The following is a 23346-nucleotide window of genomic DNA, read 5'->3' as shown; positions in this document are numbered from 1 at the left end:
TTACGGGCAAGTCCGGCGGTATTCGATCGTCGGGACATATTGCTGCCAGCCAGCGGGATCGAGACCCGTGCCCACAGTCGCGCAGGCGATTTCGACCGTTCGCCGACGCAATTCGTTCAGCGCGCTCGAGTCCCAGATGACCGCTGGGCCGTCGCTGTACACCGCGACCAGTTTGTCGCCGTCCGCACTAAATTGAGCACCGGCCACCGCATCGGCCCTGGCGTCGATCGGGTCGCCGACTTGTACTGGACGTGCTGGATCAGTGATATCCCACAGGAGGATCCTTCCGTCCAACCCCAGTTCCGCGAGCAGGCGGCCGGTCTGATCGAAGATCACGTCTACATCGCCGCCCATGGTGTCCCGCAGCGGGTCGCCGAGCCTGCGCGGATGTGCGAGATCCTTCATGTCCCAGAGCTGTATGGTCTTGTCCGTGCTGCTCGTGACCAGGACTCGCGCGGCGGGCGAGTATGCGAGCCTACCGACCATCACTCTGGTGGGTGCCGTGCCGGCCAACGACGGTTCATCGGGATTCGTGAGGTCCCATAAGGCGGCATCCCCGCCGTTCCAGCCGAGGGCGAATAGGCGGCCATCGGTGAATGTCAGTCCTGTTACCGGACGGCCGCGCAACCCGCGCCCGATCCGGCGCGGTGCTTCTCGCTTGCTGATGTCCCACACCAGCGAGTTCTTGTCGGAGCCCGCGGCGAGGCGATCACCGTCCGGTGTGAACACGATCGCCCGCACGATTCCGCCGAGCCCGGTCAGAGGTGGTCCGAGACGGCGAGGATGGGCGCGATCGCTGATGTCCCACAGCGATACCGTCCGGTCCGGCCCGCCTGTAGCCACCGTCTTGCCGTCAGCGGACAGGGCGATCGCCGACAGTCGGCGATCGTTCCTCGAGAAATCCACGTGCTCGGCATTCCATGTGGCGAGTCGGAGCGGGACTCGCGGGTTCGAGATATCCCAGAGGTCGACGTTGCCGTTGGCGCCGCCGATCGCCATCAGGTCACCGACCGTGGTGACACAACAGGGTGGCCTCTTCCTATCGAAACTTCCATGCAACGACGGCCCGGCAGGTCTGGGCTGAACACGAAACTCACTGTCCCACAACGTAACCCGACCATCACGAGCACCGGTGGCAACTCGGCCGGTGCTGGCGACCCCCACAGCGCTGACATCGCTCGGCTGGCCGACCCAGGCCCCGCGCCACTGTCGCGGGTTTGCTGGATCGTCGAGATCGTAAAGGTATGCCGCGTTGCCGTACGCTACGGCGAGTCGACCCGCCGGTGTGAATGCGAAATGGCGGGTCGCCCGCATCGCCGCACCCAGCTGTTGCGGGTGGGTGGGATCGCCCACGTCCCAGCGGGTGAGCCCGGCGAAGTCCAGATAGACCGCCAAGATTCCCCCGGCTGGTGAGAAGGCAAGTCCGTCGGGGCCGAGAGGCGATCGTCCGGGCAATTGGACTTCGATTCTCCCGATCTGGTGTGGTGTTCCGAGATACGAAGCGTCCCAAAGCAATACACCTCCGGGAGCACCGGTGGCGACTGTCCGCCGATCGGGCGAAATCGCGACCGCATCGGCGTGTTGTTCCGGGGGTGCCAGCGTCACCGCTCGCGGCGGACCAGTGAAGTCCCACAGCCGCGTCGGCTGGGTCCAGCCGAAAGTGACTGCGAAGGCCCCACCGGAGTCCAGCACCATTCGTGTCTTCTCATCGATATCCGGCAGCAGGCGTTTGCCGACCAGCCCATGGCTCGGATCGCTTACATCCCACTCCAGGACGCCTTCCAGACCGTTTCCGTCGAAGGTGTGATCGTGCGAGACCACACCGAGTCTGGCGTTCCTGGCATCGATATCGATCCCCGCACCGGTCAGTAGTCGGCGTCCGTCCGGTGAAAACACAGGCTCCGCGAGCGTACTCGGGCCGGTCAACGGATCGCCGGACCGGCGCGGTCCGCGCGGATCTGTGAGATCCCACAGTGCGATGACGCCGTCATAGGTCTGTACCGCGAGCATGTGACCGTCCGGGGAGAACACGGTATGGCTCACGTCTCGCCCGTTGCCTTCGAGCGTTCCGCCGTAGTAGGTGGTGGCGAGCCAGTCCAGCAGCCAATTGCGGGTTTCGACGCTTGGGTGGATGGTGTTTGCAGCCAGCGCGAGACGGATCGAGGTGCGCGGTTCGGCTTGAAACAGGCCTTGCGCATCCGTGAGCAGCGCGCGTGCGACAGTTGTGCGTTGCTGGTCGACAGCCTTGCGCTGCTGGATCACCGCGATTGTCGCGGCGACCAGCGCCGCGACGAGCAGAGTGGACAGCACGACCGTAGCGCGCCCACGCCGGAAGCGATCTCTGCGATAGCTGCGCTCGAGAAATTCCTTCGCACTGGAGCTGAGGTCGACACGGTTGGTCGCCAGTCGACGTAGGCGCGGTGGCCACGTGCGCAGATTCGGCCTGCGTTGGACACGCATGCGTGCGCCGGTGTCGTCCATCGCCGACTCCAGTCGTCCGCGCTCCCAGAGCCTGGTCGCCGCTCGGTCCTGAGTCCAGTCAGCGGCGGCGTTCTCGATCGCGCGGCGGGCGCGCAGCGCCTTGCCCTCCTCCTCGATCGCGTCTCGCAGTAGCGGCCAGTGTTGCAGAAACGCTTCGTGTGCCGCCGAGACGACGATTCGTCTGTCTTCTTCATCGATGGTGAGCAGTCGTTGCGTGACGAACGCGTCGACGACCGTGGCGTCGGTTTCGGTCAGCTCGTCGCGCGGTATCCGCGCGCGGGTGGGCACGCCCCGTTCGTCGACGGTGACCAGACGCAGCATCACATCGATGATCTGACTGTCGGTGAGGGTGGTAGCCGCGCGGGCTTCCGCCAGCGCCACTTCGGCCTGACGGACCAGCGCGCCTCGCACGCCGCCGGTTTGGTCGTAGCGCTGTAATGAGAGCGTCCCACCGCGGTGCACACCGTCGGCCAGTCGCTCCAGCGCGAATGCCAGCAAGGGCAGCGCCTCACCGCTGTCGGTGTCGGCGAGCAGTTCGGAGACGAGGCCGTCGTCGATGCGGAAACCGGCTACCCGCGCAGGTCGTTCGATGACCTCGCGGAGTCCGTCTTTCCGCAGTGGGCGCAAAGGATACGTCTCGGTCGACAAGGCGCTCATCGCAGGATCGACGATCATTTGGTCGAGGAATTCCGTCCGCAAGGTGGCCAGCACTTGCATGGGCCCGCCGATCGCCGGGGCGAGCAGTTCGGTGAACTCCGCGCGCTGCGCGGGCTCGGCGCGTCGGAACAATTCCTCGAATTGGTCGACCACCAACAGCAGTTTGCGCCGGTGGCTCGACCCGTCCGCGATCAATATCTCAACCGAGACGTCTCGCAAGCCGTCTTTCGCCAGGCGGTCGCGCACCGATGACAGCTGCCAGTCGAGTCCGGTCCGTCGTCTGGCGATCGCCAACGTCCGGGCAAGCGCACCCACCAGGTCCGTGCCGGGCGTCATCGGTTCCAGCGGCAGCCAATAGTTTTCATCCGCGACCAACGGGATGACACCGGCGCGCACCAGGGAGGACTTGCCGCACCCTGACGGTCCGATGACCAGCAAGACCGAGGGGGTAGATCGGAGGGCGGGGGCGCGCAATCGCTCAGCGATCGCGGTCGCCTCCCGTGCCCGCCCGAAGAAGACCCGGTGCTGCGCGGGCTCGAACGACGCCAAACCCGGGTACGGCGACTGGTCGTCCGGCCACCCCGATCCCCCGCCCTCGTCCAGTGTGCGCAACGATCGAGCCAGTCCAGCCCGCGCCGCCTCGGCATCGGCCACGGCGTCGGGCTGCTGGATCGATTTCAGCAGCGGATGTGTCGCGCCCGCCGCCGCACGCACTGGCAGCAATCTGCTGCCGAGGGTTTTCGCGATGCCGATTTCGATTGCGCACCAGATGGATCGAAGGTAGGTCGGAGTGATGACGCAGACCACCGCGTCGGCCCATCGCAAACGCTCGTAGAGCCGCTGCTCCCATTCCTCCCCTGCGGCCAGGCCGTCGACCGGATGCTGGTCCAGGAACACCTCGTGCCGCTCCGCGACCAGCCAACCGTGGATCTCGTCGGCCCACTCCCGGTCTGCGCCGGCGTGACTGATGAATACCCGGGCCACCACTCCTCCAGCGATCGCCATCCCGTCGTCCCGGCGAAAGCCGGGCGCAGGCACAAAGCCGAGTGCCGGAACAACGCTACCGCTCCAGCCGACGCGCACAGCGGTTTTACCGGTTCGTCACCGAACCCGATCAGTGCACCCTTCGAGCCCGCGATGTGAGCGAACTTTCGGATACCGGACTCTCGGGCGGTGGCTCAACGTGCTCGGGTGTTCGGCGGGCTTCGAAACTCCTTGCATCAGAAGCTGATTCAGACACAATGAGGGCACGTCTGGCGGCGTTTGTCAATGGGCCACCATGTTGAGAAGCACTATAAGAGTGACCACCGGCGATGAGTTTTCGTGCGACTGCGGGTCACTACCAGGGGGCGCCCCGGCCGATCCCACGTTGGGTCCTACGAATGAAGGAGAGAAAGCTATGACGATTCAGCGGATGGACAACGTCCTGATCGTCGTAGAGGATCTCGACACTGTTGTCGAGTTCTTCGTCGAACTCGGTATGGAGCTGGAAGGCAAGGGGCCGGTCGAGGGACGTTGGGTGGAACGCGTCATCGGACTCGACGATGTCCGACAGGACGTCGCGATGCTGCGGACACCGGACGGCCACGGTCGAGTCGAGCTGGCGATGTTCCACACGCCCGAGGCGATCAGCGCTGAGCCGAAAGACGCGCCGACGAACACACTCGGCATCCGTCGCATCATGTTCGCCGTGGATGACATCGAGGACACTCTTGCCCGCCTGCGCACCCACGGCGCCGAACTCGTCGGCGAGCTGGTGCAGTACGAGGAGAGCTATCGGCTCTGCTACGTCCGTGGTCCCGAGGACATCATCGTCGGGCTGGCCGAGCAGCTCGGCTGAAGGCTGCGATCCGCCTGCACCGCGATATTTCGAAGTTACCCGCGTGCTCCTACGGCGTGACTACGCATGGACGTCGTGCTGAGCACGGCGGGTGAGCCACGCATCCAGTGACCAGCGGCCGGGCCCGGCCCAGGTCAGGAAGATCAACCCGAGCAACATCGCGACATCGGTGCGCGCGTCGTGGACCATCCCCCAGAAACCCTCCACTCCTTGGAACCCGCCCGGGCGCAGTTCACGCAACTTGGTGAAGACGATCGCCAAGCTGATGTCGACCAGCAACGGCAGCGCGGCGAAGCGGGTCAGCAGTCCGATGACGATCAAGACGCCGCAAGCGATTTCGATGACACCGTCGAAGTTCGCGAAGAACGTCGGTGCGGGGATGCCGATCTTGTCGAACCGGCCCGGCCCCAGTTTGTCCGGATACAGGTACTTCTGAATCCCCTCACTGAGGAACACCAGCCCCACCGCCAGCCGGATACAGATCACTGCCGCCGAGCCGTCCGCGCCGAGGATGCGCGGCCACGACCACCGATCGTCCGTCGCCGCCATCGGCACTCGCCTCCCGATATCACATGGTCCACCGACGAGCAGCACCGTGGCGGCTACCGCCAGACACGTCGAAGTTACACCGCCCTCTGCCCGCTCTCGGTCATCGCGGGTGGACCACCATGACCGGGCACGAGGCATGCTGCACCAGAGTATTGGCGGTGGAACCGAGCAGCATGCCCGCGAAACCACCCCGGCCGCGACTGCCAACGACCAGCAACTGCGCCACGTTCGACCAGGACAGCAGGTGCGACGCCGGCGCGGAAACCTCGACTTTCCGTGCGACGCGAACCTCGGGGAACTTCTCCTGCCACCCCGCAACACGCTCGGCGAGAACCGCTCGCTCGATGTTGTCGAGTTCGGCCTCGGCCCGGTGGGCGTGACCGGCGAACCGCCCGGAGTCCCAGTCGCTCCACACATGGACGGCGACGAGTTCGACATCGCGTTCGGCCGCTTCGGTGAAGGCTGCCTCGATAGCTGCGTCGCCGACGGGGCTGCCGTCCACGCCGACCACCACCGGGCCGGATGTGTGGACCGCGCCGTCGGCGTCGGGGTCGGTGCGCACGACGACCACCGCGCCGCGCGCGTGAGCGGTCACGGCCAGCAGCGTGGAGCCGAGGTGGGTGAACGTCCCCGCGTTTCCGGTCGCACCGAGCACGACCGCGTATGCCTCCGCACTGTGCTCGATCAGCAATTGCTTCCCGGTATCGGTGGTCGCGCGAGACGAGATACGCAACTCGGGTGCGACCGATCGGGCCACGCGTTCGGCCCGGGCGACCACATCCTGTCCCTGTTGCCGGATGACGTCGAGGACCGAGGGGATCACGACCTCGTAGTCGCCGAGTACCCAGTCGGTGCCCACCGCGTCCATGCCGTGGAGGATCTCGAGTTCGCGTCCGCGGTCGACCGCGAACCGCGCCGCCCACCGGAGGGCGGTCCACGACCCGTCCGAACCATCAACGCCAACAACGATTTTCGCCGTAGCGAGATGATGCGGGTCGTCGAATCGCTGCTCTGTCATGAGGGCCTCCCGAGCCTGTGGTCGCGTAGCACCCAGCCGGGCGCCGACTCAACGGTATGAGCCGTAGCACAGGCTCGAATGCGGCTGATCGTCCTCGAGAGCAAGGACCAAAGACCACTCGAGGGAGTGCAGGCCGGACCTCTGGAGCGTCGCCGCCGGGCCCGATGCCGTCGGCAATCGCGATTCGGGACCTTGGTCCCTCGTGGTGCATCTCCCGGTTGGCGAGACTCGGAAACGGACGGCTATATCCGATCGGACAGGGGTCTCGACCATGCCTGACGACACCGTGGTGATCGATCGTGCTGGTCTGGATCGTCTGGTGGACGTGCTGCACGACCGGGGATACCGCGTCATCGGTCCGCAGGTGCGCGATGGCGCGATCGTCCTGGACGAACTGGACTCCGGCAGGCGACTGCCCGCCGGGTGGGGTGTGGAGACCGCGCCCGGCCGGTATCGGCTGCACCGCCGCGACGACGCGGCGGTGTTCGCCCATTCGGCCGGGCCGGGCTCCTGGAAGCAGTTCCTGCATCCGCCGCGTCGCAAGATCGGGCAGTTCGGACCGGATCTCGAGCTGGAACCCGTCGAAGAAACGCCGGGCCGCTCCGCGTTCCTCGGCGTCCGCGGGTGCGACCTCACCTCGATTGCGATTCTCGGACGCGTGCTCGGCGACGAGGCCCATCCTGATGCTTCGTTCACCGCTCGCCGGAAGGATCTGTTCGTGGTCGCGGTGAACTGCACCGAGCCCGGGGGCGTGTGCTTCTGCGCGTCGATGGGCACGGGACCGGGTGTGTCGGCCGGATACGACCTCGCCCTGACCGAGCGCATCGACGCCGAAGGCCACCGATTCCTCGTCGATGTGGGCAGTACGGACGGCGCGGAAATCCTCTCCGAGATCACCGCGCGTCCAGCCGACCCGGAGCAGGTCGCCGCCGCCCGGGACGCCGTGACCGCAGCAGCAGGCCGGATGGGTCGCGAGATGCCCGAGGTCGACATCCGAGCACTGCTGCGCGACTCTCGGGAATCCTCGCACTGGCAGGATGTCGCCGCCCGCTGCTTCACCTGCGGCAACTGCACGATGGTGTGTCCCACCTGCTTCTGCACCAGCACCGAGGACGTCACCGACCTCACCGGCGACCATGCCGAACGCTGGGAGCACTGGTCGTCGTGCTTCGAACCGGACTTCTCCTACCTGCACGGCGGCAGCGTGCGGCAATCCGGCGAAAGCCGATACCGGCAGTGGATCACCCACAAGCTCAGCACCTGGTACGACCAGTTCGGCAGCTCGGGATGCGTCGGCTGCGGGCGGTGCATCGCCTGGTGCCCGGCCGAGATCGACCTGACCGCCGAGGTGGCCCGGCTGGCCGAACTGGCCGGGGAATCGCACCATGCCCACCGCTGAGGAACTGTCCGCGTTCGGGCGGCTGGCGGTGCTGAGCGATGAAGAGCTGCGCACACTGGCCGCCGCCGGACGCGATGTGGCCTTCCCCGCCGGGCATCGGGTGATCACCGAGTCCCGACTTGCCGACCGATGCTGGCTGATCCGCCACGGCCGGATACTGCTGGACGCGCAGGTGCCGGGGCGTGGCGCCGTGGTCCTCCAGACCCTCGGCGGCGGAGATCTGCTCGGCTGGTCCTGGCTCGTACCGCCCTACCGGTGGCATTTCGGCGCGGTGGCCGCCGAACCGGTCGAGGCCGTCGAGTTCGACGCGGGGATCTTGGCCGAACTCTCCAATCAGGATCCACGATTCGGCCGCGCGCTGGCCATGATGCTGTTCGAGGCGCTGCTGGAACGACTGCAGGCAACCCGGGCCCGGCTGCTCGACCTCTACCGGAACCCCACCATGACCTGCACGGCCGGTCCACACCGCATCGCCGTCGACCGAGGCGACCGATGAGCGTGGACACGCGAACCCGGACGGTGGCGCACGGTGACACGATGCTGCCCTACCGCGTAATCGGTCGCGTCGCGCAGAACCCGGACACCGTGACACTGCGCCTGGAACCGGTACACGATGCGGCGCAACCTTTCCGGCCCGGACAGTTCATGATGCTCTACAGCTTCGGTGTAGGCGAGATCGCGATCTCGATCAGCGGAGATCCCGCGGCCGTCGACGACAACCTCGAGCACACTATCCGGGCGGTAGGCGCGGTGAGCGCGGCGCTGCACGACACAGGTGTCGGCGGCCTGATCGGTGTCCGCGGACCATTCGGCACAGGATGGGACCTGGCGTCCGCGGCCGGAGGGGATCTCGTCATCGTGGGCGGCGGCGTCGGGCTGGCGCCGCTTCGCTCCGCCATACTCGCCGCGCTCGCCGCGCGCGAAGACTACCGGCGGGTCGTGCTGATCACCGGAGCCCGGACCCCGGCGGACATCCTGTTCCGGCACGATCAGCAACTGTGGCCGGCGGCCGGGGCGATCGAACTCCATCAGACCGTCGATCACCCCGCACCGGATTGGGACGGCCGCGTCGGGTTCGTCACCGAGCCACTGGCCCACCTGACCGTGGAACCCGGCAAGACCACCGCCCTGCTCTGCGGCCCCGAACCGATGATGCGATTTTGCGCGGAATCACTGCTGCGCAAGGGAATTCCCGCCACCGACGTCCAAGTGTCATTGGAGCGCAACATGCAGTGCGGTGTCGCGCGATGCGGGCACTGCCAGCTCGGTCCGCTGCTGCTGTGCCGAGATGGACCCATCGTGGACTACGCGACTGCCGAACCACTGCTTGCGGTGCGTGAACTATGACGAAGACACCGACACTCGCGGTGTGGAAGTTCACTTCCTGCGATGGTTGTCAGCTCACCTTGCTCGACTGCGAGGACGAACTGCTTGCTCTCGCGGGCCGGGTGCGCATCACTCACTTCGCGGAAGCGTCCAGTGCCATGGAGTCCGGCCCATACGATGTCTCACTGGTCGAGGGTTCGATCACCACGGAAGAAGAGCGACGCCGGATCATCGAGATTCGCGAGCGATCCCGGATTCTGGTGGCCATCGGGGCGTGCGCCACCCACGGCGGAATCCAGGCGCTGCGCAATTTCGCCGACGTCACCGAGTTCACCTCGGTGGTGTATGCCAGTCCGGAATACATCGCCACCTTGGGCACCTCGACTCCCATTTCCGCGCACGTACCGGTCGACTTCGAATTGCGTGGCTGCCCGATCGACCGGCGGCAACTGCTCGACACCCTGTGCGCGTTACTGGCAGGCCGCGCGCCCGACATCCCGAACACGAGCGTATGTACCGAGTGCAAACGTCGCGGTACCACCTGTGTCATGGTCGCCGAGGGGATTCCCTGCCTGGGTCCGGTCACGCAAGCGGGATGCGGCGCCCTGTGCCCGGCGTATCACCGTGGCTGCTTCGGTTGTTTCGGTCCTATGGCGAATCCCAACATTCACGCGCTGCTTCCCATACTGCGAGTCAATGGCATGGACACCGGCGACATCGATCGCGTTTTCGCCACCTATGCCGTAGCCGCGCCGGAGTTCGCGAACAGGAACGGCGATGAGTCGGCATAGGCAGCTGAAAGTCGGCACCCTGGCTCGTGTCGAGGGCGAGGGCGCGCTGCGGGTTGTCATCGCGGACGGGCAGGTGGAAAGCACCGAGTTGAATATCTACGAGCCACCGCGGTTCTTCGAAGCATTCTTGCGTGGACGCGCCTACACCGAGCCGCCGGATATCACCTCCCGCATCTGCGGGATCTGTCCAGTGGCCTACCAGACCAGCGCCTGCAACGCACTCGAGCAACTTTGTGGCGTGGAGTTGGACCGACCACTGGCCGATCTGCGCAGGCTTTTGTATTGCGGCGAATGGATCTCCAGCCACTCTCTACATATTCATCTGCTGCACATGCCCGACTTCCTCGGCTACCCGGACGCGATCACGCTCGCCGCCGATCAGCGCGAACTCGTCGAGGAGGGATTGGCGACGAAAAGAGCGGGCAACGCGGTGCTCGAACTTCTCGGCGGCCGGGCCATCCATCCCGTCAACGTCCGGCTCGGCGGCTTCTACTCGGTCCCCGAACGCGCCGAGTTCGCCGCCGTGATCGAACCACTGCGCCGCGCGCGAGACCACGCGACGAACACCGCACTCCGGGCTGCGCGATTCGAATTCCCCGAGCTGGAACTCGAATACGATCTGCTGGCGGCGAACGATCCGGACCGATACGCCATCGACAACGGCGACGTGCACACCAGTACCGGGCTTCGCTTCCCGGCGATCGATTTCCCGAATCACGTACGAGAACATCAGGTTCCGCACTCCACTGCCTTGCATGCGACGCTCGACGGCGCACGCTACCTCACCGGGCCGTTGGCCCGATACACACTGAATCACCACCAGCTGTCACCGATCGCCCAGCAGGTCGCGGCCGAAATCGGACTCGGCGCGGAATGCCGCAACCCGTTTCGGAGCATCCTGGTTCGAGCGGTGGAAGTCGTCCACGCGATCGATACGGCACTGACGATCATCGATGGTTACGAACGCCCCTCCCGCGCCGCGGTTCCGGTCGCGCCTCGAGCCGGCACCGGGCACGGCGTGAGCGAAGCGCCCCGCGGCCTGCTGTACCACCGGTACGAGCTGGACGATCACGGCATCGTGCGCTCGGCCATGATCATTCCGCCGACCTCGCAGAATCAGGCAGTGATGGAGGACGATTTGCGGCGCGTCGTCTCCGACCACCTCGACCTCGATGACGCCGCGCTGACCACGATGTGCGAACGCGCGATCCGGAACTACGATCCGTGCATATCCTGCTCGGCCCACTTCCTGGACCTCGACGTGGTGCGCCGATGACCGAGCCGCGGGCCGTGGTCGTCGGCGTGGGCAACGAATACCGCGGCGACGACGGGATCGGTCCGGTCGTCGCTTCTCGGATCGAAGATCTCGGTATTCCAGGCGTTCTCGTAGCGATTTCCGATGGGGAACCGACAAGTCTGCTGGATATCTGGGCCGGTGTAGATCTAGCCGTCGTCATCGACGCCGTACGCTGCGACCCCTCGGTCCCCGGTCGGGTTCGCCGCGCCGACATCGACCTGCTTCGGCACGCCGGAGCCGCCTCTTCCCACTCGCTCGGCATCCGCCACGCGCTGTCGCTGGGCCGCGCTCTCGGACGTCTCCCCCGCCGGACCGTGGTAGTCGCGGTGGATGTGGTGTGCCTCGAGCCGGGTGTCGGTCTGTCCGAGCCCGTCGCGGCAGCCGTCCCACGCGCGGCGGAGGCGGTTGTGCGGGAGTTGCGACGAACCGAACAGAGGTGACCTCGTTTCTAGCGGGACGCGGGACCGAACGCTCAGTCAGACACCGCAGCTCGCGGAGTTCAGGGAGTCGATGGCCGCCTGTAGTTTGGCGGCTGCCCGAGTGGCGATGGGCTGCAACGCCGGTTCGTTCGTCACCTGAACCATCAGTTGCGGATTCATCGCTTCGATGATGACCTCACTGTCGGAGTCGGGGTTGCGGCGCACGACGACATTACAGGGCAGCAGGAGCCCGATCTGCCGATCGATGCCGACCGCTTCGTGAGCCAGGGGCGGATTGCAGGCCCCGAGGATGAGGTAGTCCTCCATGTGCGCGTCGAGTTTGGCTTCGAGCGTGGCTCGCACGTCGATCTCGGTCAGAACGCCGAATCCCTGCTCGCTCAGAGCGGCCCGGGTCCGGTCGACGGCATCGCCGAAATCGGTGTGCAAAGTGATGGACAGTCCCAGGTTCATCATGCGGTCCTTCCGTGCGGGGCGATCGGAGTCAGGCCAGAGCGAGGAACAGCTTCTCCAGCTCTTCGACGGTCATCGGCTGCTGACCGTCGCCGGAGTGCCCGTTCAGGCATTCGCGCAATCCGGTCGCGACGATCTTGAATCCGGCGCGGTCGAGCGCGCGAGAGACCGCGGCGAGCTGGGTGACCACGTCTTTGCAGTCCCGGCCCTGCTCGATCATGGCGATGACGCCGGCGAGCTGACCGTGTGCGCGCCGCAGCCTGTTGAGTGTTTCGGTGATAGCGGTTTCGTCGCCGACCATGGGTGCACCCTTTCTCCTTCGGCCACGACGATCGGAACTCCCGCGCTCCCATACGAACTCCCCGTCGCCGGTGGTTCCGCTGACCGCCAGCTGGCCGTGGACAAGAACCTTCTTACCGGGTCGACCAACGTCACAGACCGCCTCCTGCGAGCTCTACGACAGCTGCGGTGCGGTCGGCGCGAGAGCATCGACGCCGCCGGTGGAATTGCCGGTACGCCGAAGTTCGTCGTGCAACTGCCTGATGTGCTCGGCTCGCCCCGGGCCGGTCCCCGTGGTGGCGAGCGCCGCGGTCGCGGCCGCGATACCCAGACGCACCGCGTCGGCCAGCTCGTACCCGCGGGCCAGGCCCACTGTGACGCCGCCGACCATCGCGTCTCCGGCGCCGATCCCGCTACGAACCCGCGCGGGCACGGCCGCGAACCACTCCTGTGAGTCCTGCGTCACCAGGAGCGCTCCGTCGGCCCCGAGGGACAGCAGCACGATCTCTGTCATTCCCGCGGCGATCAGGCGGCGGGCCTGTGCCAGCTGTTCGGCGCGGTCGATCAGCGGATGCCCGGCGTAGTCGCCGAGTTCCCGCACGCTCGGCTTGATCAGATGGACGCCCCGATGCACATTGCGCAAAGCGACACCGGAGGTATCCAGCAACACACGCACATCGAGGTCGCCGACGAGATCGGTGAGAATTTGATAGAAGTCCGGGGACACACCCGGCGGAAGTGTTCCGCTGGCCACGAGATACTCCGCGCCGCTCGCCGCACGTTCGACCTCGGCCAGGCAGCGATGTTGTTCCGGATCGGTGAGCCGAGGGCCGGGAAAGACCAACCGATATTGCTCGCCGCTCGAGGTCTCGGTGACCGACATACTTTCCCTGGTGGATTCGGCCACGGGCACCGGCCGTGGCGGCACCCCGGTATCGCGTACCAACTGCTCGAGCAGCCGGCCCGGCGGTCCGCCCGCAGGAAACACCGCCGTCACCTCGACTCCCAATTCGGCCACTGTGCGCGCGACGTTGATGCCACCGCCACCTGGGTCATAGCGTGGTGTCGCACAGCGCATTTTGTCCGTCGGTACGACTCTCGCGACCCGGGTCGCGAGATCGATCGCGGGATTCATCGTCAGTGTCACGATTCGGCCCACCGAAAGCCTCCTCGATCGTCCTTTCGCGACAGCCCACTGTGTGCCCGATCCTGTCCGCGGGAACATACCGCTGTCGGTACCGATTACTTTGCCCGTTCGCAATCGGGCCGGAGCAGAGTCGGCCGCCCCTCGGGCGCTGGACTTAGGTCCTCAGGCCGCACTCGGCACGGGCTTGTCGGCTGAGGGAGCCAGCGTGAACAAAGCTTCGTCCTCCTGTGCGAAATGCAAGGTGAGGATGGCATCCAATCCGTAGAGCGAGGCGCGCAGGTCATCGAGCTGATCCGCTCTGATTCCGTGCGGCGCGTCATCGAGATGACGGCCGACACGGCGGATCAGACGTTCGATTTCGGTGTGCTCGCGACTCATGGTCACCATCGCCTCCGGATCGCGGAGGTAGCCGGTCAACGCTGGGTACAGTTCCGACTCCTCGGCGTGCTCGTGCGGCAGTATGTCCTGCACCAAGAATCGGAACGCCCGGCGGACCGCGGCGTCGGCGTCCGGTCCGGGACCGGTCGACAACGCGTCGGCCGCCTGCCGGACGGACGCGCGCGCGGCATGCAGCGTTTCGTGCTCCCGGGTGAAGCGTGCCACCAGCGGCTCGATCGCCTCGCTCGGGCGTCTCCGGGGTATTCGCAGGGCGCGTAACGCGTTCAAGATCACCACGACATCGATGCCCTCCTGCAGGAGCGCGCCTGCCGCGGGCACCAGCAGTCCGAAAGCGGCGGCGAGCATCGCCGCCAGCGACATCGCCATCCCAGCGGTCGCACTCTGCACCGCAAGGCGATGTGATCGCTGGGCGATCTCCACCGCATCGGCAAGCCGGTCGATGCGGTCGTCGACGATCACCGCGTCGGCGGCTTGCACCGCCGCCGTGGACCCGCGCGAGCCCAGGGCCACACCCACGTCGGCGGCCGCAAGCGCGGGTGCGTCGTTCACCCCGTCACCGATCATCACCGTCACACCGTTGTGTCGTTCCGCTCGGATCGCTGCGATCTTGCCGGCCGGGTCGGCGTCCGCGACTACTTCGGTGAGCCCGAGCAGGCGTGCCACCTCGGCCGCGTTGTCGACCCGATCGCCGGTGAGCATGAGCAGTCTTCGCAAACCCGCCGATCGTAATCTGCGCATCGTGCGCCCAGCATCTACGCGGATACGGTCACGTAGCAGCAGTGCGCCCACAGGTTCCTGCTCGACACACACCCATACGACGGCGGCTAGATCCAACCGTGCCCGCCGCAGCGCCGCCAACGCCCACGGCGCCGGCTCCGTTCGGGCGGGAAGCCGCCCGACCCGCACCGCGCGACCGTCAACGATCCCGGTCGCACCCTGACCCGGTTCTTCTGAAACACGCTGCGCGAGGCCCGGTTTCAAGCCGCGGTGCGCCGCCGCGGCGACCACGGCACGCGCGAGCACATGCGGCGAGAATTGCTCCACCGCCGCCGCCTGGCGCAGCACCTGCTCGGCGTCGGCGTCGGGCGCGGTGACGATGTCGAGCACCTCCGGCCGTCCCACCGTCACAGTGCCGGTCTTGTCCATCGCCAGGCACCGTGCCCGGCCGAGCGCCTCGAGCGCGGCGCCGTCTTTCACCACCACACCCGCCCGCGCCGTTCGCGACATTCCGGCCGTGATCGCGACCGGCACCGCCAGCAGCAGCGGACAGGGCGTCGCTGTGACGATCACCGCCACCGCTCGCACCGGATCCCCTGTACCGAGCCAGGCCGCGCCCGCGACGGTGAGCGCCAGCGGAAGGAACCAGACCGCGACCCGATCGGCGAGCCGCACTGTCGGAGCGGCGGCGGCCGCCGCCTGCCGCGCCAACGTCACGATCCCGGCATAGGTGCTCGCCTCCACCGTCGCCGCGGCTCGGATGTCGACAGCCGCGCCCGCGTTGACCACACCGCTGCGGACCTCGGTGCTCGCGCGCCGCACCACCGGGACCGACTCGCCGGTCAGCGCAGATTCGTCGAAAACGCCCGCCGTGGTGAGGATGCCGTCGACCGGCACCGTTTCACCCGGCAGCACGACCACGAGGTCTCCGGGTGAGATCGCTGTCGCGGCTACGGTCTCCACGCCGTCGCCACGACGGCGATGTGCCTGTGCCGGGGCCCGCCGCAACAGTGCCGACAGATCGCGTCCGGCGCGGCGGCCCGCGTACGCCTCCAGCACCCGCCCGGTCGCCACCATGAGCGCGATCAGCGCACCGGCGAAGTATTCCTCGACGACCAATGCGCCGACCAACGCTGTCAATGCGAGCAGGTCCGCGCCGTAGCGTCCTCTTCGCAGATCCTCCAGCACCCACACTGTCGCCGGAACGAGCGCCGCCACCGTAGCCGCCGACCACATCAGATCAGCGGCCTGCGCACTGAACAAAGCCACCGCCGATCCGCCGACAACCAGCACGGCTATCACACAGGTCAGGGCGAGCAGACGGATCATCCGGGTACGCCCCGACCGCGACTCGTCGTCTGCCGTTCCAGCGACTTCCTGTGGGTGGTTCGACAGATCTCGCATGAACTCCTCCGATCACGTCGCGCCTGCACCGAACCGCACCCACCACGTGCAGGAGAAGACGCCGTGATTTCGGAGTTCGCCGCCCGCGCAGCGGCCGTGTGGTGTCCAGCCTGCGCAACGCCCGCGAGAAACGACAGATCCACGGGTAGGTGAACAGATGGGAAATGGTCCCGAGCCGATTGGACGAACGGCCTTCGCGCCATCGACGCCCACGGCACGGCCGGGGCGGTAGGCCATTGGACCCTAGGCACAGGAGGTTGTCACGGACGACCCTGAAGCTCGACTCGTCTAGCAGAGGAAGCCGTCATGCTCGATGTCTCGGCCCTACGCGTCGCCCTGCGAACCACCCACGAACCGTTCGCGCAACTTCGCGAGACGCACACCGGGCTCGTGGTGCTGTGCGGCGACCGTGCCTACAAGGCGAAGAAACCGATCGTCACCGACTTCCTCGACTTCGGCACGCCGGAGAACCGCGAGCGGGCTTGCGCCCGCGAACTCGAGTTGAACCAACGTCTCGCGCCCGACGTCTATCTCGGTCTGGCCCATTTGACCGACCCGGAGGGTGGCGCCGCGGAGCCGGTCATCGTGATGCGCCGGATGCCGGACGCGTTACGCCTGTCCACCATGCTCGCGGACCCGACCCGGCAGACGGCCGGGCTGCGCGCGCTGGCGGAGACTCTCGCGCGTTTCCACGCAGGGGCACGGCGCGGCGCCGACATCGACCGGGCCGGCGCACCGGAGCAGCTGCGACGGCGCTGGGGCGCCCTGTTCCAGCCGCTACGCGAACGTCCACAGGGGACGATCGATCCCGGCGCGCTCGATCGCGCCGTGCACCTGGCGACGCGCTTCATCGACGGCCGCACCGCCTTGCTGACGCAGCGCATCGCCGACAACCGCATCGTCGACGGTCACGGGGATCTCCTCGCCGAGGACATCTTCGTCCTGCCCGACGGCTTCCGAATCCTCGACTGCCTGGATTTCGATGACCGACTGCGCTGCGTCGACGGTCTCGACGACGCAGCATTTCTGGCGATGGATCTCGAATTCCTGGGTCACCCAGCGAAAGCCGAGGCGTTCTTACACGACTACCTGCGCGCAGCGTGCGATTCGCCACCACCGTCGCTTCGGCATCACTACATCGCCTATCGGGCGACGGTCCGCGCGAAAACCGACGGAATCCGGGCCGACCAGGGCGATCCGGACGCGGCGGGGCGCGTCCGGCGACATCTCGCCCTCGCAGTCGAGCATCTCGAACAGGGCGCCGTACGCCTCGCGCTGGTCGGCGGCCTGCCCGGCACCGGGAAATCCACGGTGACTGCCCGTTTGGCGGTCGAGACCGACGCCGTCGCGATCTCCAGCGACAGTGTGCGCGCCGCTTTGCGCGCCACAGGATCCATCGCCGGCGCCGCGGAAGTCTTCGGCGCGGGCGCCTATCGGCCCGCCGCGAAGGAATTGGTGTATTCGCGGATGCTCGCCCAGGCCAGCGACCTATTGCAACACGGCGTCTCGGTAATTCTCGATGCCAGCTGGACCGACGCGAACCAGCGTGCCCGAGCCGCCACCGTGGCCGAGGAGACGCGCGGCGATCTGGTATCGCTGCGGTGCGCCTGCCCACGAACACTCGCGGCCGAGCGGATCGGTGCCAGGCCCCAGAGCGACTCGGAGGCCACACCCGCGATCGCGGACGCCTTGGCCGCCGCGGCAGCGCCGTGGCCCGAGGCCATCGAACTAGACACCGCACAACCGATCGAGAGATCGATCATGACAGCGCTGAAAGTCTGGAGCGACGTGCCGGACCCAGTGCCGACCTCCATCGGGCGCGGGTGAGCCATCCTCACCGAACGGCAGGTCGTACGCCGCGGATCGAGAAAACCGCCGTGGCGACTCAACTGCCTCGGCCGAAGGACGAAGGGCCTCCAGATAAGGGTCTTCGTCATCGGTCGCCGTCGCGGAAAACTCGGCACACTGAGTGAATCCACTGGCCCGCCGACACCTCGTAGGACATCGGCCGTACCGGTCTTGCGGCGGGGCCAGATCCGGAGTGGCTAACCGCTCCACCTGATACGCAGTGGACGAAGGCAGCAGCTGATGGACTCCCGCGAAACCCACATGTCGCAGTCGGATCTGTTCTCCTGGAAAATGGAACGCGATCCGGTTCTACGCTCCACGATCGTGTCGGCCCTGATCCTCGATTCCGAACCGGACTGGGACCGCCTACTGCAAACGATGGATCGCGGCACCCGTGTCGTGCCCAGGCTGCGGCATCGGCTGATCGCCGCACCGCTCGGCCTCGCCCCGCCACGGTGGGTGCTCGACCCGGATTTCGATCTGTCGTGGCATGTGCGTCGATCCGCGCTACCGGAACCGGCGAGCCTGGCCGAGGTACTCGAATTCGCGCGTACGGAGGCCATGACCGGTTTCGATCCGGCTCGCCCGCTGTGGCGCTCGACGTTGCTCAGCGGTTCGGCCGGCGCGGGCTGCGCCCTGGTACTGACGGTGCACCACAGTCTCACCGATGGCATCGGCGGCATCCAGATCGCCACGGCGCTGCTCGACTTCGACCGCGCGGGCACCGACCACGGTCATCCATCCGAACCGCGGGACGACCACGACAGCGCGCTGCGCGACATCGTCTCGTGGAACGTCGCGGTCGGCTCGGATCTCGTTGCGAGCGGGGTCCGTTCGACGCCGCCGACGATCCGGCGAACGCTCGGCGATCCAGCGCGGGCGGTGCGCGAAGGCACCGCGCTGGTCGGCTCGCTGGTCCGCTTGGCCCGGCCCATCACCACGACGCTCTCGCCCGTGATGACCAGGCGAAGTCTCGGTCGCCGGGTAGCGGTCCTCGACGTGCCGCTCGAACGATTGCGTGGTGCGGCACGGGCAGCGGGCTGCACGTTGAACGATGCTTTCCTCACCGCCGTGGTGATCGGTTTGCGCACGTATCACCGCCACCACGGGGCGACGCTCGACCAGCTGCGGGTGACGATGCCGATCAGCCTGCGCACCGCCGACGACCCGCTCGGCGGCAACCGCATCACCCTCGCCCGTTTCGCGTTACCGGTCGACCTCGACGAAACCGGGCAACTCATGCGCGCGATCGACGCCGCGGTCGCGGCTTGGCGGCGAGAACCGGCGATTCCGCTGTCGGGCGCCGTCGCGGCCGTGCTGAACCGATTGCCCGCCCGACTGCTCACCGGACTGCTCAAACACGTCGATTTCGTCGCCTCCAACGTCCCCGGCTCCCCCGTGCCCCTCTATATCGCCGGGGCGCGGATCGACCGGATGTACTCCTTCGGCCCCGCCATCGGTACGGCCGTCAACGTCACGCTGACCTCGCATGCCGGGATCTGCTACGTCGGGATCAACGCCGATACGGCCGCGGTCCCGGATACCGACACGTTGACCGAGTGTCTCGCCACCGGCTTCGCCATGGTGCTCGAGCTCGGCACCGAGCGCGCGGCGGTACCCGGCCCCGAATCGAGAGTAGAAGAGGACTCGAAGCCGTCGTATCCAGCCGCCCGACACCGGTAGTGCCCCCCAGAGCGGGACTTCAGCCCCGCTGCCACGACTACCGCAGCGTGCACGCTGATGGCGAGAGGAATCCAGAGGAGGCTTCGATGAAACGCCAGGTCGGTGGTGAGATCCGGCGGCTCACCGCTGTCCTGGACCGCCTCCGCGACGTGGCGGCACCGTTGTGACCGGCCTGGTCGAAGCCGAACCCGGTCTGCGAGTCGATCCGACCGAGCGGATCGACCTGTTGCTGCGCGATCTGCGCGGCAGCCGCCGCGGGCTCACCACACGCGAGGCCGAGCGACGCGTCATCCATTACGGACCGAACATACTGCGGAGGCGGGGCCGCCGGACCTGGCCACGGGACCTGGCTCGTCAGTTCACCCACCCGCTCGCGCTGTTGCTGTGGGCAGCGGCGGTTCTGGCCGGGGCGGTAGGCATCGTTCCGGTCGCGATCGCGATCGTGGTCGTCATCATGATCAACGCCGCGTTCGCGTTCGCGCAGGAAAGGCACGCCGAGCAGGCGGTGGAGGCACTGGCGGCGTATCTTCCGATGCGAGCGCGAGTCGTGCGGGACGGGCAGGTCGCCGAGGTCGAGGCGACCGGCGTCGTGCCAGGCGACGTACTGGTCATCACCGAGGGCGACCGAATCTGCGCGGACGCACGGCTGCTGGACGGCGGCATCGAGGTGGACCTGTCCGAACTGACCGGCGAATCGATGCCCGTTTACCGCAGCGCCGACGCCGTCGACGCCGGAGTGCCGCTGGCGCAGGCCCGCGAACTGGTCTTCAGCGGCACATCCTGCACCGAGGGCGAGGCGCGCGCGATCGTCTTCGCCACCGGCATGCACACCGAACTCGGCCGCATCGCGGCCCTGTCCGAACGCGTCGAGCGCGACGAGAGCCCCCTCGAACATCAAGTGCGCCGCGTGGCCTGGTTGATCGCGCTGATCTCCGTGTTGCTCGCGGCGGCGTTCATTCCGCTCGCGATGCTCGGCGCCGGACTGTCCCCGATCAATTCCGTGGTCTTCGCCGTGGGGCTCCTCGTGGGCAACGTCCCGGAGGGTCTGCTGCCGGTGATCACCCTCGCGTTGGCGATCGGCGTGCGCGACCTCGCCCGCCGCGGCGCGGTGGTCAAACGCCTCAGCGCCGTGGAGACTCTCGGCTCCACCGATGTGATCTGCACCGACAAGACCGGAACCCTCACCGAGAACCGTATGCGAGTAGTCGCCATCGACACCATTACTGGAGCGCACGACCCTGGCGTCCGGTCCGGAGAGCGGGATCTCACCCTGACCCGCATCGCGAAAGCGATGGTCGCCTGCAACAGCGCTCGTCTCGCCGATACCGGCCCCGCCGTCGGCGACCCCACCGAGGTGGCGCTGTTGGCCGCGGCCTCGGAGTTGGGTGAGCAGGTGAGCACCGCCGAGCGAGAGCGTTTGCGGCAACGCCTGTTTCACTTCGACCCGGTCCGGAAACGCATGTCGACCGTCGACGCGGATGACACCGGCCGGCTGCGGGTGCACGCGAAGGGAGCCCCGGAGTCGCTGTTGCCGCTGTGCACCGCCGAGCTCGGCAGCGACGGCGGCATCCGTCCGTTGAATGCGCCGCGCCGCGACCAGCTCGCCGAACTCGTCGATTCCCGCGCGCAGCAAGGTCTGCGGATGCTGGCCGTGGCCGAGCGTGATGTCGCGGGTCCCACGGCACCGCGGGATCGGGAACTCGCCGAGAAAGATCTGGTCCTGCTCGGTGTGGTCGCCATGGAGGACCCGCCTCGGCGCGAGGTCGCCGAGGCCGTGCGACTGTGCCACGACGCCGGCATCCGCATCGTCGTCATCACTGGTGATCACGGGCTGACCGCGGCGGCGGTCGCCGATCGGATCGGCATCACGCGGGGAACACCGACCGTGATCACCGGCACGGAATTGGAGCGGATGAGCGAAGCGGACCTCGACGAGCTGCTGGCGGGCCCGGCCGAACTGGTCTTCGCCCGGTCCTCGCCCGAGGCCAAACTGCGCATCGCGGACGCACTGCGCGCGGCGGGCCATGTCGTCGCCATGACCGGAGACGGCGTCAACGACGCGCCCGCGCTACGGCGCGCGGATATCGGGGTGGCGATGGGTCGTTCCGGTACCGACGTGGCCCGCGAGGCGGCCACGATGGTGCTCACCGACGACAACTTCGCCACCATCACCGCGGCCATCCAGGCCGGTAGACGGGTCTACGACAACATTCGCAAGTTCATCTGCTACATCTTCGCCCACACCACGCCCGAGGTGACACCGCTGCTGGTGTTCGCGCTCTCCGGCGGCGCGGTACCGCTACCGCTGACCGTGATGCAGCTGCTGGCCTTCGACGTCGGCACCGAGACGCTCCCCGCGCTGGCGCTCGGACGAGAAGCGGCCGAGCCCGGCCTGATGCGCAAACCACCACGCAGACGCGGTGAGTCGGTGATCCGCACACCGATGCTGCTGCGCGCGTGGCTGTTCCTCGGGGTGATCGCGGCGATACTCGCCATGACCGGCTTCTTCTTCGTGCTGCTGCACGGCGGTTGGCACCCGGGTGACCCCACTGCCCCCGGTACCCCGCTGCACCACGCCTACCAGCAGGCGACCACGATGACCTTTTTCGGCATGGTCGCCGGCCAGATCGGCACCGCGTTCGCCGCACGCACCGATCGTGCCTCACTGCACTCCATCGGCGTACTGTCCAACCGCTTGCTGCTGTGGGGAATCGTCTTCGAACTCGCCCTCGCCGCGATGATCATCTACGTCCCGGTGATGCAACGTTTGCTCGGGACCGCCGCATTGACCCCTGCGATGCTCGCGTTCACCTTGCCGTACCCGTTCATCGTCTGGGGCGCCGACGAGATCCGCCGCTGGCTGGTGCGCCGCCGCCGGCAATGACCATGGTCCCCTCGGCCCAGGGCACGAGTCCTCTCACCCAGCTCGGCGCCCGCGAGCAAAATCTTCGGCATGGACCAGGAACAACACCGCATCGCCGTCGTCTACGCGACCGAACAGGGATCGACCCGCGACATCGCCGAATTCATCGGCACCGAGCTGTCGGGTCGCGACGCGATCGTCGAACTCGCCGATATCGACCACGCGCCCGACCTGTCCAACTTCGACACCCTCGTCCTCGGCAGCGCAGTTCACAACATGAAGCTCCTGCCTGCCGTCGGCGACTACGCACACGCCCACCACGACGAGTTGGCGAAAAAGGACGTCTGGCTGTTCAGCGTCGGACTCGCCCCGGCACTGCGCGGACCGATCGGACGCCGACTCGGCCGGATCGTCCCGAAGAAGATCGCCGCCCTGCGCGACTACATCGACGCGCACGACTATCGCGCGTTCGCCGGACGGTACGACAGCGACGGCATCTCGCTGCGAATTCGGATGCTCTATCGGCTGCTCGGCAAAGGCCGCTACGGGGATCTCCGCGACTGGGCAACGGTCCGCTCGTGGACGGACACCATCGCCAGGAGCCTTCGCCTCCCACCGGCCCGATCCACCACCATCGCCCCGTGAGCTGCCACAGACCTCGTCCGCGACGAAAATTCACCCAGCTTCGGCCGTGGTGGAACGCAGACCGGACTGGGTGAGGCCAACAAGACGCGACGTTCGAAATGTGACCGATCGGA

The 23346-nt window shown here is 67.2% G+C and carries 18 protein-coding genes; 11 read left to right on the top strand and 7 right to left on the bottom strand.

The features are described from left to right. Positions 1–4143, bottom strand: coding sequence for an nSTAND1 domain-containing NTPase (locus tag ACWEH3_RS27220; RefSeq protein ID WP_450021259.1), 4143 nt, complete (start codon positions 4141–4143; stop codon positions 1–3). A gap of 394 nt (positions 4144–4537) precedes the next feature. On the opposite strand from ACWEH3_RS27220, the gene ACWEH3_RS27215 reads away from it, so the two are divergent. Continuing rightward, positions 4538–4978, top strand: a complete 441-nt coding sequence (locus ACWEH3_RS27215; RefSeq protein WP_450021261.1) for a VOC family protein — start codon at positions 4538–4540, stop codon at positions 4976–4978. 60 nt (positions 4979–5038) lie between these two features. On the opposite strand, the gene ACWEH3_RS27210 is transcribed toward ACWEH3_RS27215, so the two are convergent. Together ACWEH3_RS27210 and ACWEH3_RS27205 are read right to left on the bottom strand one after the other, a co-directional pair. After that, positions 5039–5527, bottom strand: coding sequence for a DoxX family protein (locus tag ACWEH3_RS27210; protein ID WP_450021263.1), 489 nt, complete (start codon positions 5525–5527; stop codon positions 5039–5041). A 100-nt stretch (positions 5528–5627) separates the two neighbouring features. Beyond that, positions 5628–6545, bottom strand: coding sequence for a universal stress protein (locus ACWEH3_RS27205; RefSeq protein WP_450021265.1), 918 nt, complete (start codon positions 6543–6545; stop codon positions 5628–5630). Positions 6546–6816: 271 nt separating this feature from the next. On the opposite strand from ACWEH3_RS27205, the gene ACWEH3_RS27200 reads away from it, so the two are divergent. From ACWEH3_RS27200 to ACWEH3_RS27175, 6 genes are read left to right on the top strand one after another with little or no spacing between them, the layout of a single operon-like run. Continuing rightward, positions 6817–7944 (top strand): 4Fe-4S dicluster domain-containing protein, encoded by a 1128-nt coding sequence (locus ACWEH3_RS27200; protein WP_450021267.1) that lies wholly within the window; start codon positions 6817–6819, stop codon positions 7942–7944. Further along, the gene (locus ACWEH3_RS27195; protein WP_450021269.1) at positions 7931–8440 is read left to right on the top strand and encodes a Crp/Fnr family transcriptional regulator; all 510 of its coding nucleotides are present in this window, start codon (positions 7931–7933) and stop codon (positions 8438–8440) included. Before ACWEH3_RS27200 ends, ACWEH3_RS27195 begins: the two co-directional genes overlap by 14 nt. Next, on the top strand, positions 8437–9291 hold the full coding sequence (locus ACWEH3_RS27190; protein WP_450021271.1) for an FAD/NAD(P)-binding protein: 855 nt from the start codon (positions 8437–8439) through the stop codon (positions 9289–9291). Before ACWEH3_RS27195 ends, ACWEH3_RS27190 begins: the two co-directional genes overlap by 4 nt. Next, positions 9288–10061: an NADH-quinone oxidoreductase subunit B family protein gene (locus tag ACWEH3_RS27185; RefSeq protein ID WP_450021273.1), complete on the top strand. Its 774-nt coding sequence runs from the start codon at positions 9288–9290 to the stop codon at positions 10059–10061. The genes ACWEH3_RS27190 and ACWEH3_RS27185 overlap by 4 nt, the downstream gene beginning before the upstream one ends. Next, positions 10048–11337: a Ni/Fe hydrogenase subunit alpha gene (locus ACWEH3_RS27180; protein ID WP_450021275.1), complete on the top strand. Its 1290-nt coding sequence runs from the start codon at positions 10048–10050 to the stop codon at positions 11335–11337. Before ACWEH3_RS27185 ends, ACWEH3_RS27180 begins: the two co-directional genes overlap by 14 nt. Next, positions 11334–11798 (top strand): hydrogenase maturation protease, encoded by a 465-nt coding sequence (locus ACWEH3_RS27175; protein WP_450021277.1) that lies wholly within the window; start codon positions 11334–11336, stop codon positions 11796–11798. Before ACWEH3_RS27180 ends, ACWEH3_RS27175 begins: the two co-directional genes overlap by 4 nt. A 36-nt stretch (positions 11799–11834) precedes the next feature. On the opposite strand, the gene ACWEH3_RS27170 is transcribed toward ACWEH3_RS27175, so the two are convergent. The 4 genes from ACWEH3_RS27170 to ACWEH3_RS27155 form a co-directional block, all read right to left on the bottom strand. After that, positions 11835–12248, bottom strand: coding sequence for a DUF302 domain-containing protein (locus ACWEH3_RS27170; protein ID WP_450021336.1), 414 nt, complete (start codon positions 12246–12248; stop codon positions 11835–11837). A 31-nt stretch (positions 12249–12279) separates the two neighbouring features. Further along, positions 12280–12549 (bottom strand): metal-sensitive transcriptional regulator, encoded by a 270-nt coding sequence (locus tag ACWEH3_RS27165; protein ID WP_450021279.1) that lies wholly within the window; start codon positions 12547–12549, stop codon positions 12280–12282. Between the two features lie 153 nt (positions 12550–12702). After that, entirely contained in the window at positions 12703–13686 is a 984-nt protein-coding gene (locus tag ACWEH3_RS27160; RefSeq protein ID WP_450021281.1) for a 1-phosphofructokinase family hexose kinase, read from the bottom strand. A 150-nt stretch (positions 13687–13836) separates the two neighbouring features. Further along, positions 13837–16194, bottom strand: coding sequence for a heavy metal translocating P-type ATPase (locus ACWEH3_RS27155; protein ID WP_450021283.1), 2358 nt, complete (start codon positions 16192–16194; stop codon positions 13837–13839). A gap of 306 nt (positions 16195–16500) precedes the next feature. Between ACWEH3_RS27155 and ACWEH3_RS27150 the strand changes: the two genes are divergently transcribed. The 4 genes from ACWEH3_RS27150 (at position 16501) to ACWEH3_RS27135 (ending at position 23233) form a co-directional block, all read left to right on the top strand. Then, entirely contained in the window at positions 16501–18021 is a 1521-nt protein-coding gene (locus ACWEH3_RS27150; protein ID WP_450021285.1) for a bifunctional aminoglycoside phosphotransferase/ATP-binding protein, read from the top strand. A gap of 261 nt (positions 18022–18282) precedes the next feature. After that, complete coding sequence (locus tag ACWEH3_RS27145; protein ID WP_450021287.1) at positions 18283–19725, top strand: wax ester/triacylglycerol synthase domain-containing protein; 1443 nt, start codon at positions 18283–18285, stop codon at positions 19723–19725. A gap of 163 nt (positions 19726–19888) precedes the next feature. Further along, on the top strand, positions 19889–22609 hold the full coding sequence (locus tag ACWEH3_RS27140) for a cation-translocating P-type ATPase (protein WP_450021289.1): 2721 nt from the start codon (positions 19889–19891) through the stop codon (positions 22607–22609). Between the two features lie 69 nt (positions 22610–22678). Continuing rightward, positions 22679–23233, top strand: a complete 555-nt coding sequence (locus ACWEH3_RS27135) for a flavodoxin domain-containing protein (protein ID WP_450021291.1) — start codon at positions 22679–22681, stop codon at positions 23231–23233. Positions 23234–23346: the final 113 nt, after the last annotated feature.

The sequence above is a fragment of the Nocardia sp. NPDC004718 genome, from assembly GCF_053601535.1.
This window is presented reverse-complemented; position numbering and strand designations above follow the sequence as displayed.